Origin of the sequence: Microcoleus sp. D3_18a_C4, assembly GCF_036702415.1 — a bacterium.
Classification (GTDB): domain Bacteria; phylum Cyanobacteriota; class Cyanobacteriia; order Cyanobacteriales; family Microcoleaceae; genus Microcoleus.
In genome coordinates, this window is sequence record NZ_JAUBTI010000051.1 from 1 (window position 1) to 16,006 (window position 16,006).

General features: G+C 46.9%; 14 protein-coding genes. 5 read left to right on the forward strand and 9 right to left on the reverse strand.

The genetic code is table 11. The features are described from left to right. Positions 1 to 364: 364 nt before the first annotated feature. From QUB16_RS20645 to QUB16_RS20655, 3 genes are all read right to left on the reverse strand, one after another. Positions 365 to 886, reverse strand: a complete 522-nt coding sequence (locus QUB16_RS20645) for a hypothetical protein (protein WP_333318945.1) — start codon at positions 884 to 886, stop codon at positions 365 to 367. 312 nt (positions 887 to 1,198) lie between these two features. Next, positions 1,199 to 1,549: a hypothetical protein gene (locus QUB16_RS20650; RefSeq protein WP_333318947.1), complete on the reverse strand. Its 351-nt coding sequence runs from the start codon at positions 1,547 to 1,549 to the stop codon at positions 1,199 to 1,201. 387 nt (positions 1,550 to 1,936) lie between these two features. Further along, entirely contained in the window at positions 1,937 to 3,037 is a 1,101-nt protein-coding gene (locus QUB16_RS20655; protein WP_333318949.1) for a saccharopine dehydrogenase NADP-binding domain-containing protein, read from the reverse strand. Between the two features lie 202 nt (positions 3,038 to 3,239). On the opposite strand from QUB16_RS20655, the gene QUB16_RS20660 reads away from it, so the two are divergent. Next, entirely contained in the window at positions 3,240 to 3,461 is a 222-nt protein-coding gene (locus QUB16_RS20660; RefSeq protein WP_333318950.1) for a hypothetical protein, read from the forward strand. Positions 3,462 to 3,659: 198 nt separating this feature from the next. On the opposite strand, the gene crtO is transcribed toward QUB16_RS20660, so the two are convergent. After that, positions 3,660 to 5,357 carry a beta-carotene ketolase CrtO gene (gene crtO / locus QUB16_RS20665; protein ID WP_333318952.1) on the reverse strand — a complete coding sequence of 566 codons (1,698 nt, stop codon included), beginning with the start codon at positions 5,355 to 5,357 and terminating at the stop codon, positions 3,660 to 3,662. A 429-nt stretch (positions 5,358 to 5,786) separates the two neighbouring features. Further along, positions 5,787 to 6,887: a tetratricopeptide repeat protein gene (locus QUB16_RS20670; protein ID WP_333318954.1), complete on the reverse strand. Its 1,101-nt coding sequence runs from the start codon at positions 6,885 to 6,887 to the stop codon at positions 5,787 to 5,789. Positions 6,888 to 7,037: 150 nt separating this feature from the next. On the opposite strand from QUB16_RS20670, the gene QUB16_RS20675 reads away from it, so the two are divergent. Continuing rightward, on the forward strand, positions 7,038 to 7,364 hold the full coding sequence (locus tag QUB16_RS20675; protein WP_333318956.1) for a YbjQ family protein: 327 nt from the start codon (positions 7,038 to 7,040) through the stop codon (positions 7,362 to 7,364). 270 nt (positions 7,365 to 7,634) lie between these two features. Beyond that, on the forward strand, positions 7,635 to 8,258 hold the full coding sequence (locus tag QUB16_RS20680; protein ID WP_333281880.1) for a hypothetical protein: 624 nt from the start codon (positions 7,635 to 7,637) through the stop codon (positions 8,256 to 8,258). Between the two features lie 159 nt (positions 8,259 to 8,417). Here QUB16_RS20680 and metH read toward each other — a convergent pair whose 3' ends face one another. Further along, positions 8,418 to 12,221 (reverse strand): methionine synthase, encoded by a 3,804-nt coding sequence (gene metH, locus QUB16_RS20685; RefSeq protein ID WP_333318958.1) that lies wholly within the window; start codon positions 12,219 to 12,221, stop codon positions 8,418 to 8,420. A gap of 87 nt (positions 12,222 to 12,308) precedes the next feature. Here metH and QUB16_RS20690 point away from each other — a divergent pair, with 87 nt between their 5' ends. Next, positions 12,309 to 12,893, forward strand: a complete 585-nt coding sequence (locus tag QUB16_RS20690; protein WP_333318960.1) for a type II toxin-antitoxin system Phd/YefM family antitoxin — start codon at positions 12,309 to 12,311, stop codon at positions 12,891 to 12,893. A 333-nt stretch (positions 12,894 to 13,226) separates the two neighbouring features. Here QUB16_RS20690 and QUB16_RS20695 read toward each other — a convergent pair whose 3' ends face one another. Together QUB16_RS20695 and QUB16_RS20700 are read right to left on the reverse strand one after the other, a co-directional pair. Next, positions 13,227 to 14,276 (reverse strand): GNAT family N-acetyltransferase, encoded by a 1,050-nt coding sequence (locus QUB16_RS20695; RefSeq protein ID WP_333318962.1) that lies wholly within the window; start codon positions 14,274 to 14,276, stop codon positions 13,227 to 13,229. 319 nt (positions 14,277 to 14,595) lie between these two features. Beyond that, positions 14,596 to 15,039, reverse strand: coding sequence for a retroviral-like aspartic protease family protein (locus tag QUB16_RS20700; protein WP_333103091.1), 444 nt, complete (start codon positions 15,037 to 15,039; stop codon positions 14,596 to 14,598). A 317-nt stretch (positions 15,040 to 15,356) separates the two neighbouring features. Between QUB16_RS20700 and QUB16_RS20705 the strand changes: the two genes are divergently transcribed. Continuing rightward, a complete protein-coding gene (locus tag QUB16_RS20705) occupies positions 15,357 to 15,596 on the forward strand; it encodes a hypothetical protein (RefSeq protein WP_333318963.1) in 240 nt (79 codons plus the stop codon). Positions 15,597 to 15,849: 253 nt separating this feature from the next. On the opposite strand, the gene QUB16_RS20710 is transcribed toward QUB16_RS20705, so the two are convergent. Further along, on the reverse strand, positions 15,850 to 16,005 hold the full coding sequence (locus tag QUB16_RS20710) for a hypothetical protein (RefSeq protein WP_333318965.1): 156 nt from the start codon (positions 16,003 to 16,005) through the stop codon (positions 15,850 to 15,852). Position 16,006 lies beyond the last annotated feature (1 nt).

A 16,006-nucleotide genomic window follows, 5' to 3' on the forward strand; every position in this document is an offset into this window, starting at 1 on the left:
GCGTATTGTACAATACGCGAGCGGGGACGCTCGCACTACAATAAAAAAATGCTTTTTACAAAACTGAGATGCTCCCTTAATCGCGGTCACTCGATCGAACATGATATGAAAGAAAAATCGTGCTGAAAAATGCGATTTCAACTTAACGTAAAAATACCCCTCTCTGATGTAGAGAGGGGCTCAAAATCCCCAAAAACTTCGCTAATCTCGCGTTGAAAACTGTGCAACCTCTCAACAACAGTTCAAGACGCAGCAACCGGGTTTTTTTATCAAGACACTTTCCTGCATTCCGGTACCCGGCTAAAAATCACCGAAACGCTTTAGTTTGTGTGCGTCAAAGACTGAAAAATACTTGCGATAGCCCTTAGCGGCCGTCTTTGTCAATGTCACCAGGAACAGCCCGTTCCACCCGATCCCAAGCGTCGCGCGTGGCGTGCTTAGCTTTTTCCCAACTCACTTTAGACTTACCGCGATTTGTTTCGTAGTCGCGCTGCAAATCCGGTTCGATCTCGTGGTATTTCTTACCAGTAGCGCCATAGCGACTGTATCCCTCATAACCAGTGCGGTATGCAGGCTGATAGTCTTCGTAAGTCGCGCTAGTGTCGGCGTAAGGACGGGAACTGTAGTTGCTTTGCCAGTAAGCATCTTCTACCGTGGGGTCGATCGCCTCGCCCACACCTTTGCCCACCAAACCGCCGCTAAACGAACCTATCACAGCCCCCACAACTGCTCCTACAGGCCCGCCGATGGCACCGCCGATCGCAGCACCTGCAGCACCCGCACCCGCCGCACCAATACCCGTTGCGACTGGATGAGCCCCTTTTTCCCCGGAAATCGGGTCTAGGTTAGCATCAGGTTCATGTACCGTTTTTTTGTCATCGCTCATGATATTTTTTTCCTTTTATCTAAATGTAACTATTATTAAATTTACCTTTTAAATTCATATCTATTCATCTGCCTTAAGGATGAAGCTGCTAGCTTAAAAATGAGGGAAAGCTGCTAGCTTAAAAATGAGGGAAATGATAACATACTTCTCGACTCAAAAACGAGTTTTACACGCTGCTCTCAAGCGATAAGGTGCGCCGAGGCGCACCCTAGATAATTATTTTCAAGTGAGTTCTGAACTCGGCTCAAGTGTCTACTCACTGAAGCTGTGTATTTACCAGCAACTTGAGTTAGATATAAATCTCTTGATTTATTAGTTGCCCGTGACCTTTTCGATCAACTCTTCAGCTTGTTGAACTATGCCTTCTTGCGGGTGTTCTCCCTTGTACTCCTTTAAGCTTTCGTCGTAAGCTTTCTCGACGTTTGCAGGATTTTGAGAGGTTTTGACTATTTCTTCGTAAGCTGCTTGGGGATTGAGATCCTCGAAACTTTCTGCGGGGTCAGTAATTTTAGCTTCTGGCGGCGCCTGAGTTCTGTCTTGACCTGCGTAAGCAGCCTGACTGGGTACTACCGCTAGACTTAACAGACCAATGAAAGCCAGCGTACATACCAGCAAAATGCTTTGGCTCAATCTTTGTCCGAGAGCTTTTAAAACCCGCTTCATATCAACTTCTCCTCGTATTTTTCCGCAAAAATTATGGTGTTTGTCGCCCCTTCACTGCGATCGCACATTTACAACCTTGGTTCAAGCGCAATCTTTGTCGCAGCTACCGCATCTAGAGCGAGCCAAAAGGGATGTTTCCCGTCATGTCCCATATCTTAAGCGCCTGCTTGTTACTATTCCTTCTACCAAAAGATAGATTAGTTAGACAAGCGGAACTCATCTCCTCTGAGGGGCGATCGCACTTCCTGCGAAGAACCCTATCTAGGGGTTTTCCCATCAATTACGAAGCCCCTGACTCTTCTTTTTCGGCGCGTCTTTCGCGTCTTCGCAGTTCGCGCACCAATCCCATTTCCCAACATTTTAAATTGCTATAAATAACCTAACTAACTACAAAACCACCTGCTCTATGTCTAGGTTTCTGTTCTGCATAGATCGTTCAAATAGCTCAGTAGAAAGAGCTTGTTCGACCGACCAAACTCCCGGTTTGTCCAGCTTTCCTTCTAACATTAATTGAGCTATGCTGCCAGTACCGATGCCCGTAGCGACGGCAGCACTGGGGTGTATCGCTGTCGAGCAAACTTTAGCGGGTTGACCGTTTTTGAGACCGGTCACTTGCGATCGCACTGCCACACCAACCCCACTAAAACTATTAGTAACACTGGTCATCCCATAACTGACGTAGGAGAGAAATTCAATCACGGAGTTATTTTTGAGCCAGCTAGCGGGCCAATACTTAGCAACAAACCAGGTAAGGTGATTGTAAAGGTCGGGAGACGTACCGAATTTAGTCACAACTGATTTGACGGGGAAAGTTTCGGGCAAAGTGATTGCTTCCGGCATATCGAACCAGTAAACGCCTGTGTTGCCATAGGGTGCCGGAAATTCAATTGTTTCGCGCTTGCTGTAGGGTTTTACTTGCTGCCACTTGCGATCGGCCCAAACCTCAAAAGGTGTTTGCAAACCTAAAAAAGTGGTTCTCATGACGGTAACGCCAGCACCGCCCGATCCTCCGACTACATAACTCAAATGGATGTGTTCTGCTTCATCTAATTGTTCCACATCTCGGCGCACCATGCTGTTAGACACACCGGGGAAAATGCCCGTATTAATAATAGCAGTAATCCCAGCATTTTTAGCGGCTTCGCGCAATTCTAAAGCTCTGCGAGTAAAACTGCGGCTGTCGCTGACATCAGTATAATTAACACCTGCTTCGATGCAAGTTTTCAGCACGCCAGCGTCTCGGTAGTGAAAAGGCCCCGCACAGTGAACGACAAGATTAGACTCTGAAACAGCTTTTTGCAGGGCTGCACTGTCCGCTAAATCAAAAGTTTGGTACTGCACCCGATCGGGGGGCAATCCTGGCCCAATAGAGGCTTCAGAGTTGCGTCCGGTAACAGTAATTTCCGCGTCGGTATGGGTAACAAGGTCTTGGGCAACACTGCTGCCAATTCGTCCCCGCCCGCCGACAATCAAAACTCGGTTTGCCATCGCTAAAAAAAGGGTAACGCCATTTCTCAGTTTCTCAACTTGGGGCCGACGTTTTCATCCGCATAAAGTATGAATTGAGGAGAATGCGAGAGGGTGGGGGATCGGCGGCGATCGCCCTGATATGCCGATGGGGAGCGACTTCTACCAGGGACTTGCCTGTTCTGCTTTCATTAGAGGTTTGGCTGCGACACTAAGTTTAAAAATGCCTTCAGCGTTAACTTGTTCTTGTAATATTGAGAATTTTATCGATGGAATATACTATCTGAGCCAAAAATATTTAAACAGATTTGATGAAACGCAAACCGTCGCCACCAAGCGCGAAAGATGCACAGGATTTAGAAAGGCTATTGAGGGCGATCGCAAATGGTTTTCCATTCATATCATTTCCGGTAACACCGGAATGATGTTGACGGTTGACGGTTGACGGTTGACAGTCAACGCCGTGAACAGTCAACGCCGTGAACAGTGAACTCGAATTTACTATTCCGATGCTAACGGATTGGATATCACAGGGAATCAACCGGAAAAATTTCTGGCACTTGCACACTGATAAATCAATACAAACAAACGCAGATGCGATTCATCTGCGTTTATCTGCGTTCATCTGCGGTTGCTAAAAATCTTACTTCTCATTACTCCGAAATACCGACTTACCCTTCGCTTTCAGAGTATTAGCCGCATCTGCCAAAGTCTGCGCGAAAGGCTGCTGCGAGTGCATGAAAACGCGAGCAGTATTGCGTCCCGGCATCCCCGAAATCGAGCCGCCCGGATGCGTTCCCGCCCCCGTCAGAAACAAACCGTCGATCGGCGTTTTGTAATTCGCCAACTCCGGCAAAGGACGGAAAAATATCATCTGATCTAGCGTCATGTCAACGTGATAATAATTTCCCTTCAAAGCGCCCAAACGCTCTCCCAATTCCGCCGGACTTTCCACGTGGCGGCCGATAATTGCATTTTTGATATTTGGCGCGTATTCGGCTAATTTATCGATGCAGCGATCGGCAACTTTGTTTTTCAGCTCATCCGTCCAACCCGTACCGTGCTGGCCGGTTCCTTCAGCATTTTCGATCATGTAAGGAGCAAAAAATTCAATCCAAGCTGTATGATGTCCGGGAGGAGCCATTGACGGGTCTAGTACCGTCGGAAACACCACATACATCGATGGGTCAGAGTCGGGAATTCGGCCGATCGAAGGGTCGCTGTGAGCGATTTCAACGTGTCTCACCGAGTCTGCAATTAAAACCGAACCGATTAAAAATTCGTCCCGATGATTCCAGCGCTCAAACTTGGGCATTTCATTTAGAGCTAAGTCTATTTTGAGAATAGTCTCGTTGTTGTTAACAATTTTGCGCTCCAATCTTTCCCGCAAATCCGGGTCGGCACTGTCAACATCGCTGGAGTCCATTAAGTGCAGAAACAAGCGCTTAGCATCAATATTAGAAATGACACCTTTTGTAGCGCGGTATTCCGTGCCGTTGGCAACTCGAACTCCCACAGCGCGACCGTCATCAATTAATATTTTCTCGACGTGCTGGTCGGTAAGTACCACACCAGAGTAACTTTTCACTACATTAAGCAGCGCTTGCACTAATGCACCCGTCCCTCCGCGCGGTCTTGCCATGCCGGGATTGTGTCTCATTGCCAGCATAATTGCGCCTACAGCCAGGGTTTTTTGCGAAGGAGGCGCGCCGAGTTCTGAGGCGAATCTGGCGAGGGGTGCTTTGATAAATTCCTCGTCAAACCACTCGTTTACAATGTCTTCAGCGCTGGTGAGCATCGTGCGAATAAAGTCCAGCGTTTTGTCGGGGGAACCGATGACTGACAATAAATCTTTGATCTTTGAAATATCGTAGTTGCCCAGAATATCTATGATGGATTTTGGTGGTGCATTGAACATCGGAACCATTGCACCTAAAGCCCGCTGCCAAAAGTCTGTATATTCGGCATATTTTTTAGCATCGCGCTCGTTGTAGCGGGCAATTTCAGCACAAGTTTTTTCTACAGATTTGTGCGCTAAGAAATATTTGCCGTCGGGATGCGGACAAAAGGCAACTGGATCGCAGAAAAGATATTCTAAACCGTGTTTTTCCAGTTCTAATTCTTCTACAACTGGCCCTAGATGGATAAATTCGTGGTCGATCGCGCACATATTGAATTTAAAGTCCGGCAATTCGGGAATCGCAGCTTCAGTAGTTGCCGCGCCGCCGGGAACCGAACGTTTTTCTAACAACAAGACCGTATAGCCCGCTTTGAGGAGATAAGACGCACAGACCAGCCCGTTGTGACCGGCTCCGATGATAATCACGTCATACGTTTGCATAGATGAAGCTCTAGGGATAGGATATTTTGCTTAATTTTACAAATGTTAACAACTTAGCCGTCTCTACCAATAGTAATAGATTCATTGTCAGTAAGCCTTTTTAGCATCTTACAAAAGATGGAGCTTTGACAAAATGCTGTTGTGCGATCACCTTATTTCTTCTTAAACTTAGAGAGCGAACGCCCTTCTCCAATCGCGCCAATATTGTACTCTATTTAGCCACATTTATCTGCATTTAAGTAAAAACTTAAGCAAACAAGTAACAAGGAAGAAGGAACAGGAAAGGGCATAGGAAATAGGGAATAGAAACAGTTTTGAGAGGGATTTTTTCCTTGCAACACGGCGATTGGAAGGAGTTAAGCCCTAGGAAAATTAGTTAGTCCACACTCAAAACTGCTAGGCAATTACCAATTAGTACATTGAGACATTTTACTTTAGTTGCTGAAGCGCCGCCTCAGCTTTTGTTGCACCATCATTGTTACCTTGCTGGCGGTAAGTGTCGAGGGCTTTTTGAAAAGCTTCAATTGCTTCGGATTTGCGATCGCGCGCTTTGAGTGCCGTACCCATATTGTAATAAGCTTCTGCCCGGTTTGGATCGAGTCCAATCACTCGCCTAAAAGTGGCAATCGCTCCTAAAAAATCTTGTTTTTTCAGTTGAATTTCCCCGATTCCTGCGTGTGCTTCCACTAAATTGGGTCGCACCCCAATAGCCCGCTGATAAGCTACAAGCGCTCCGTCGAAGTCGTTTTGAGCCTGGAGAAGTTCGCCAATTTCTAGCTGCACTTCAGGATTCCGGGGCTCCAATTTGGCAGCTTCTTCAAAAGCTGCTAGCCCTTCGGAAGTATAGCCGGCACGCAGCAAAGCACTGCCTAATTTTAACTGGACACCGGCTTGTTTGGGAGCGAGTTCGGCTGCTTGTTGGAGCACGGTGACAGCACTGGCAAAATTTCCCTGCTGGATCAATACTAAACCCATTGAAGAATAAGCTTGCCAACTTTTCGGATCGAGGGCGAGCGCCTCTTGGTATGCTTTAAAAGAACCGCTGTAATCTTTTTGCTGAAAGAGTACCACTCCGAGACCGATCCGCGCATTGACATTTTTGCGATCGAGCGCAGCGGCGCGGCGGTAAGCTGTGGCTGCAGCGGGATAGTTTTGCAAATTCGCCATAGCATATCCTAATGCGTATTGGAAGTCCGCATTATTCGGTTCGAGACCGATCGCTTGTTGGTAAAATTCTACTGAGGCTTGATAATTGCCCTGACGCGCTTCTAAATAGCCAATACCCGAAAAAATCCGGGGGTTTTCCGTATCTAAACGCGCCGCTTCCTGATAAATGGCGATCGCCTTACTGTAGTCTCCTATATCTACCAACTCGCGCCCTTGTCGCAGCAGAGCATCTAAATTTGAATCATTTTGAGGGTTGACTTGAACGACTGTTTCTGCTGAGAGCGCTATCTGCGGCGCTGCGACAGCCAATCCTGCTACTAGCAACGTACTGAATACCAAGAGACTTTGTTTGTACACGGCCATTTGTTTCAAAGAGTGTGTGGAATGGAAGAGCGAGTGGCTGTCACCTTGTTAAGCTGACAGCTTAGGGTTTACCAGGAATGTTTGAGCGGCAAGATGTAGTAAATCTACAGAACAAGACCCACTCAAAATTTTCGCGATTGAGGCCAACTGATGATTGTAACAACAACTGATATCATCCAAGGAGCAGAAATTCAATCTTACCTGGGAATTGTAACTGCTGAGGTTGTCTACGGCACCAATGCCCTGCGAGACTTCTTCGCAAGCATTCGCGACATCATCGGCGGGCGCACCGGCAGTTACGAGGAAGTGTTTCTCAAAGGACAGCGAGATGCCCTCGCGGAACTGGAAAAACGGGCCCAGCGCCTCGGCGCCAATGCCGTAATCGGGGTGGAAGTGGACACCGGCACGATTAATGTAGACTCCAGCGGGGCTTTGCTGCTGATTACTGCCGTTGGAACGGCTGTAAGATTGCGTTAAGCTGTCTTTCCTGTATACGTCCGCATTTCCTGTATACGTCCGGGAACTTTTCTAACGGGATAAAATAGTTATTAGTCATCAGTCATCAGTCATCAGTCATTAGCTAATAGCGACTGGCGCGCGGGCTGATGACTTTTTCGTTTATTTCTTCAGACATAGAGACTGGTTATTTCCCCAGGCAGATATAGTTTTTATCAATCTCAGCCACAATCAATGCTTAGGTGAAAGATGGTTAAAAATTAAAGCAACTCTCAGAGGAAAGAAAAACCTATGTCATACGTAAATAGACCTGTAGATAACGTTGGTACCGAACCCGTGGTCGTAAATTCAGTGATGGAATACCACGATCGAGTACGTTGGGGCCCGATTTTTTCTGGTTTGGTAATTGCGATCGGCACACAACTGGTGTTAAGTGCATTGGGCGCTGCGATCGGCTTGAGCAACATTGCTAATTCAGGAGCTCCGCGCAGTATTTCAGGAGACGTAGGTGCCGGCGTCGGAATTTGGTCAATTATCAGTTTGTTAATTAGCTTGGCAGTTGGCGGTTGGGTAACTGCTCGCGCTTGCGGCCCGATGAATCGCAACACAGCGCTTTTGAACGGAGCAATTTTGTGGGCAACTACCTTAACAATTGGCTCTTGGCTGTTAGCAAATGGCGTGGCCGGTACTTTTGGCGTAATAGCTGCGAATGCGGGAGAAGCAATTAATCAAGCGCAGCAGGGCGGGGTCGATTTGCCGAACCGAGCACCTAACGTATCTGCTCAGGATACTCGCAATATTGCTGGTAATGCCGCGAAAGCTGGTTGGTCGTTTTTGTTCGGCTCACTATTGGGTTTAGTTGCTTCGATGGTAGGAGCATCTGCCGGCGCCCGCACTCCCCGGAACTACTCATAAAAGTTTCGTCAGATACGGAAAGTTCATATTCATGAAAGCACTTTTGTTAAGGTGCTTTTTTGTTGCTTTAATTTGGTTTATCGTTCCCAGGTTCTACCTGGGAACGAGGAGAAGGAAGGAGAAAAACGAGAGAAAGGTGCTGCTAGCGCACCCTATAAATTAAGCGCTGAAGTATTTAGCGGCTGGGTGATAGGTGATAATTGCGGTTGTTGATTGTTCGGGATAAAGTTGTTCGCTTTCATCCATGTAGAGGTTGATACGATCGCACTTTAACAATTCCAGTTGCTTGTACTGATCCGCCATGTTCGGACAAGCGGGATAGCCAAAACTGTACCGCGAACCGCGATATCTTTGCGCTAGCATATCGCGAATGTTGTCCGGTTCTTCGCTACCAAAGCCCAATTCCCGCCGAATTCGCGCATGAGTCCATTCTGCTATTGCTTCCGCTGTCTGTACCGCTAATCCGTGAAAGTAGAGATAGTCGGTATATTGATGGTTAGCAAAGAGCTTTTGCGCGTACTCTGTAGCAATTTCTCCCACTGTCGCTACTTGCATCGGAAATACATCGATTTTACCCGATTCTTTGGGCGCAAAGAAGTCGGCAATGCACAGCCGGCGGGCCGATTTTTGCCGGGGAAATGTGAATGTTGCAGCCACAGGCAAGATGCCTGTGCCACTTTCTGTTGCAGTCACAGGCAAGATGCCTGTGCCACTTTCTGTTGCAGTCACAGGCAAGATGCCTGTGCCACTTTCTGTTCCAGCCACAGGCAAGATGCCTGTGCCACTTTCTGTTGCAGCCACAGGCAAGATGCCTGTGCCACTTTCTGTTGCAGCCACAGGCAAGATGCCTGTGCCACTTTCTGTTGTGGGGTGGGCATCTTGCCCGCCACTGATTATTGTTTGCCCGCCACTGATTATTGTTTGCCCGCCATTCATGATTTCGGGCTGATACACATACAAAGAATTGCCTTCAGCTTGACAGGGAAAATACCCGTAAATTGCTTGGGGATGCAACAGCTTCTCAGTGATAATTTTGTGTTTCCACTCTTCCAATTTCGGATAAACTGTCTCAGCTAAGAAAGCGTCGTATTCTTCCCGCGATTGGTCTTTGGGCTTGCGGAACTGCCACTGACCGGCGATTAATGCTTGCAAATCTAAGTGCCAGAAAATCTCCTCAAAGGGGATGTCTTCTCCCTGCAACAGTTTCGTTCCCCAGAAAGGAGGAGTCGGGCGATCGATATCTGCTGCAACTGCTTCGGATCGCCTGGTATCTATCACCACAGGAGTGTCAGCTTTCTTGGTATCTTCTACAGAAGTTTCTGGCGCCGCTTTAGCTTCTTTAACAGCCCCATTATCCTGCCCTATTTCATCTAAAAATCCTTGCAAATCTTCCCATTTACCAGCAGATTTGGCTGGCATGAGTTTGTCCATAAAGTGCAAGTCGGAAAACGCATCTTTGCCGTAAACTACTTTACCTTTGTAGGTATTTTGGCAGTCTTCATGTACAAACTTGGGAGTCAAAGCCGCGCCGCCCAAAATTACCGGAACGGTGATTCCTTTCTGGTTGAATACTTCCAGATTTTCTTTCATAAATGCGGTGGATTTTACCAGCAAGCCACTCATGGCAATACAGTCGGCTTTGTGCTTTTCGTAGGCTTCGATGATATTGTCAACCGACTGTTTAATACCCAAGTTAATCACTCGGTAGCCGTTGTTTGATAGAATAATATCAACCAAGTTTTTGCCGATGTCGTGAACGTCGCCTTTGACAGTAGCGATGATGAATGTGCCTTTGGCGTTGTCCCCGGATTCGGACTTTTCCATGTGCGGTTCTAAATAGGCAACTGCCGCTTTCATGGTTTCTGCTGACTGCAATACAAATGGCAGTTGCATTTGTCCCGAACCGAACAATTCTCCGACTACTTTCATGCCGTCTAACAGGAAAGTATTGATAATGTGGAGGGGCGGATAGGTTTCTAATGCTTTGGCGAGTTGGATGTCGAGCCCAATGCGTTCGCCGTCGATGATGTGCTGCTTGAGGCGTTCTTCTACCGGGAGGCTTGCGTCTTCTGTACGATCGCGCTTGGTGGTTTTGCCCGCAAACACCGTTGTCAGCTCGCCCAAGGGGTCGTAAATGCAAATATCCCCGTCAAACTCCCGTTCGTCGTAAATGAGTTTACGGCAGATTTCTTGGTGTTTGGGGTCGATTTTGGCGAGGGGCAAAATCTTATTGGCGCTGACAATTGCCGAGTCCATCCCGGCTTGCATTGCTTCGTGCAAAAACATGGAATTCAAAACTTGCCGCGCCGCCGGATTCAAGCCGAAGGAAATGTTAGAAACTCCTAAAATTACGTGACAGCCTGGTAATTCTTGGCGAATGCGACGAATGGATTCGATGGTAGCTTTGCCGTTTTTTCTGTCTTCTTCAATCCCGGTGGAAATGGGCAATGCTAGGGTGTCAAAAAAGATTTCCTCGGCGGGAATTCCGTAGGCGACAGCGGCGTTATATGCGCGTTGGGCGATCGCAAATTTTTTGTCTGCGGTTCTCGCCATCCCGTCTTCGTCAATCGTCCCGATAACTATGCCCGCGCCGTATTTTTTCGCCAACTCTAAAACTTGATAAAAACGCGGTTCTCCGTCTTCGTAGTTAGTGGAATTCAGCAAACATTTGCCGCCCGCAACTTTTAAGCCAGCTTCCATCTTTTCCCATTCGGTGGAATCCAGCATTAAAGGGAGAGTGGCATTAGTCACAACGCGGGAAACTAATTCTTTCATGTCTCGCACGCCGTCGCGGCCGACATAATCAACGTTGACATCGAGAATGTGCGCGCCTTCTCGCACTTGTTCCCTAGCCATTGCTACTAAACCGTCCCAGTCTTCGGCGTTTAGCAAATCGCGGCATTTTTTGGAACCGCTGGCGTTGAGTCTTTCGCCGACAATTAAGAAGGAATTCTCTTGTTCGTAGGGTTGGGCGGTGTAAATTGAGGCGGCGGATGGTTCCCAAGTAATTTCGCGGATTTTGGGTTTAAGAGTTTTGCCAATTTCTGATAGTTCGCGGATGTGATCGTAGCGGGTGCCGCAGCAGCCGCCGATGACTTGCACGCCTAAGTCTTCGACAAAGCGCATCAAGGCCATTTTTAATTCTATTGGGGTGAGTTTGTAGTGCGCGTGGCCGCCGATGTTTTCGGGTAAACCGGCGTTGGGAACGCAGGAAACGACGAAGGGCGAATGTTCGGAAAGGTATTTGACGTGTTCTGCCATGCGATCGGGCCCGGTGGCGCAGTTCAGGCCTAAAATGTCGATCGGGTACGGCTGCAAAATCGCGAGGGCGGCGCTGATGTCGGAACCGACTAACATTGTGCCGGTGGCTTCCATTGTGACTGATACCATTAATGGAATTCGCGCACCTTTTTTCTTAAATACTTCTTCAATGGCATTTAATGCTGATTTAATTTGCAGCACATCTTGACAAGTTTCGACAATAAATAAGTCAACGCCGCCGTCATAAAGTCCTTCTGCTTGTTCGGTAAAAGCGGCGGTGAGAGTGTCGAAATCAATGTGTCCTAATGTTGGCAATTTGGTGCCTGGCCCGATCGATCCTGCGACAAATCGAGGTTTTTCTGGCGTGGAAAATTCGGCGGCGATACCCTTGGCGAGTTCGGCAGCAGTTTTGTTGAGATAATATGCTTTGTCTGCCAAATCGTACTCGGCGAGAACGATGGAAGCCCCGCCAAAGGTGTCTGTTTCGATGACATCGGCCCCTGCTTCGAGGAATCCCCGGTGCACGTTGGCGACGGCTTCGGGTTTGGTGTGGACGAGATATTCGTTGCAGCCTTCGTATTCTTTGCCGCCAAAGTCTTCTGCGGTGAGGTTTTGGACTTGCAGGTTGGTTCCCATCGCGCCGTCGAAGACGATGACGGGGCGTGAGGGGTGGTGGAGGCGATCGAGGAATTTGCTATTCATAAGCGGTAAAAAAAACGCAGGTGCTATATATTTACAATTTTATCTATTGTGCAATATTGTCAACAATTGTGTAAATTTTGGGAACTAATGACTGAAGGATTTAATGCTGCTGACAATAATTCGATCGTACCTGTGATTTTACCGCTCGTCCTGGATAATTGTCAAAATTCTGTTGTGGGCGAGGCTGCGGGGGGAAAACGGGCGATTAAGAGCGGGATAGCTGCGCTTCACGGCTGCGAGGGGTTTTTCCGGTTAACTGCTGACGAATTTTGCGAAAATGTGATCGCCACAATTAAACGAGTGATGTTCAAGGGCGATCGGATTCTCTTACAGCAAGCCGGGGAAGATGTAGCGGCGATCGTTCCTGAAGCAGAATTTCACAAACTAGATTATTTGATTGCCGAACTCAAACCTTCACAATTCTTGCCTGAAGAAGAGGAATATTATGAAGATGAGAGAGGAATCCACTGCATATACCCGGACGAACTTTTAGAGGATTTTGATAATATCTTAGCATACGTTAACCAAGATGATGAATTGTTTGGCTTGCTGCCAACAGAAGAGATGGGAAACGATGTTGATATTTTTATGCCTGTAGCTATTCTGATGTCTGTAGATAGATTTTGGGTGCCGGATTATGTCATAGCTGAACGAAAGGCGATCCTGATGTGAATAAGTATAGTTTTGGACGCAGAAACCGGGTTTTTTCCGAAAATCTTGCATCCCAGCCTTAAAAATTGGTAAAAAACCCGGTTTCTTTCGTCGGAGTGCGTAATATCATTTCCGTTTGATTCGTCCTAGTATTATATAAATTTTTGTAGGGGCGGGTTCGCCGAGATATTTAATAAGTATCGACCAATTATATAAACCCGCCCTGCCCATACCAGGACGATGCAACCGGATTTGATATAATTCATGATATTCCTGGACGCAGAAACCGGGTTTTTTAGAAAAATCTTGCATCCCAGCCTTACAAACTGGTAAAAAACCCGGTTTCTTTGGTATTTATGCGTAAGTCCTAATCTGGATTTGCGGCTGTTTAAAAATGGGAAAGCCATCAGGACTTTTCACTATTTTACCCTGTTTGTCCAGTTCGAGATCGCAAAAAACATAATTACCAGTCTCATCTCGCATTAGACCAGGTTTTCCATCAATAATTTGGTAAGCAGGACGATAAAATTGAACAATGTCTTGATTCTCGACTATTTGTCCATTTTCATCCCGCAAAATCGGACAAGCCACTAATTTGTCTTCCGTATCAATAACCCAAGAATTAGTTGCGGGATCGAGCAACAATTCCGGGTAAATAGTTTGACCGCTAGATGACTTCAGCAATTCACCTTGTTCATCAACTAAGGGCATCAAGAAAACAGGTTCTCCTTGAGAATTGCGAAGGAGTTCGTTAGTTTGGGGATGGCGTAGCGGAATTGCTCTCGGTGCAGGCAATTCGACATCGGGCAATTCGGGATGGGGCGGGTGCAAACTCGGTAATTCAGCATCAGTTGCAATGTCATAATGGCGGGTATATTGCACTGCGGCTTTGGTAAATCCAGCCCGCTGCAACATGGCTTGAAGGCCCGGTCGATCGGCAGCAATTAGCAAGTCTATATCGCTGACTTTCATGGTTTTAGCATGGGCGATAGCTGCTTTTGCTAGCATTTGAATTGCTTCGGATTTCCGATGTTCTGGCTGGACGTACATCCCCAAAACGGAACCGACGCGGCGGGATTGAAACGGATTTTCAATGTTGTGTTGTTGAATCAAGTATTCGGGGAGACTGGCGGGCGGGGCTTCGTCGTAATAGTAGATAAATAGACAGCCGATAATGCTGTCGCTATGTTCTAATAACCAGCAAAAAGAAAGGGGTTTTTCGAGTTGGTTGGTGACGTATTTTTCAAAGTCGAAGTTAGGTTTGACCAGCATTGAGGGGTCGATGGATTCGCGTTCTGCGGCGAATGCTTGCCAGAGGGGGGCGAGATCCTTTGCGTCTTCTGCGGTGGCTAGACGGTGGCTGTAAGGGGCGATGGGGGCGATCGGCATAGTTGCGGCTGTCATAGTTTTTGGGGGTGAATTTGCATCAAAGGTGAAAGCCTTCTATTGTGTATTGGGATTTCGCGGGGTATTTTTACGCAAAAGCCGAGTTTTTGTAACAAAAGTTAATATATGGGACTTACGATGGGAGTCCAGAAACCGGGTTTTTTACGAAAATACTTGGTTACAGCCTTGAATATGCTGAAAAACCCGGTTTCTTTAGTTGGCGTGTGGAGGGGTGGCCAGAAACCGGGTTTTTACGAAAATACTTGGTTACAGCACGCAAAAACCGCCAAAAACCCTGTTTCTTCGATCGGAGTGCGTAAATCCTGGATGAATCTCGCTACAAAATCGTCAAATAAGTTTCTGTTGGACTAATGGGTAACGGTTTTAAAATTTGATTTTGCAAATCGATTTCTAACCCCAAAGCTTCTAAAGGTATGACTCCCAAAAGAGCATCTTTACCTCCCGGTAACTCCAAGCACTCGAAGGTTCCTTCTCTATCGAACATGGATATGGTGGCATCTCGGAAAATTCGGGCTTTGCCGATGCCCATTGCAGTGGCTACGTCTACTTCTTTGAGGAGTTTCAGTCCCAGTTGGGCGATCGTATCTTGCGGCAAACACAAGGTAGTTGCACCCGTGTCTACCAATACATTTTTGAGAGTTATTGAGCGAATTTGATCTTCTGATTTTACTCCGGCCTCTGCTAAAATTTGGTCGGCTCGATTAATGATTGTCAGAGTGGCGAAAACTTTTCCCATTACGTTGTTGCTTTGAGTTTGCATAGTTGTCTCCTACTTAAGAGTTGGAGTGATTACATTCTTTAATTGTAACTTGTTTTGATGGGCGATGCTTTTATATTTACTCTTGAATATAAGATAAGCTGTCACGCATTTAAATTGCATATTCAGGGCGGGCTCTTAGGCCCAACCCCTACTCCCCACAAGACTTAGATTTTTTGTTGACATTCTATTTAAATGCACAACAGCTTAGACTGCATGGCAAGGCGATTTTTGTGGTGATAAATGGTAGGAATTAGGTGTCCTCGCTCGCTTCGGCAATATAGTCCAATAGAATTATGGAGCGAGTTAAAACACCACCAATGACAAGTACAACCAATAAAGAACCAACCCTGGCAGATGTCATCGAAAAGTTAGACAAGCTATCGACTGATGTGAGCCAGCTATCTAATCGTGTGGATAGGCTATCGAATGACTCTGAAAAGTTCAACGATCGCTTTTCTAACTACCAGCAAGCAACTCAGTGGGTGGTGCAACTTGCTTTTACTTTAATTGCTAGTGCTACTATTACAGTCATTATCACTTCTGTGCTGCGGAAATAATCGAGAATGGGGCGATCGCGTGGATCGAGAAACCGGGTTTCTTCCTAAATATCTCGGTGGGATGCAAAATTTATCGCAGAAACCCGGTTTCTGGGATAAGTGCGATCGCGCGTGAAGAAGAAACCGGGTTTCTAAGGGATTAGGTGCGATCGCCCCAACAATGGCATTGAGAAATATTGGCCGGATCGTTGACAGGCATACCAATCAGCCGAGTGAGGAATAATACCAAGGTATTGGCTGCTGCGCTACCAATTTATCTGTTGAGATAGTTGGTTGGCGATCGCAAAGGCTTCTGTTTGTTGCATTTTGTGGTAATGGCGATCGCGTAGAGTGTCGGTGGCGATCGCGACTCGCTGGTAAAAGGGAGTGGGAGTTTTTTGATTTGTTGCATGATGTTTTGAGAAGACATA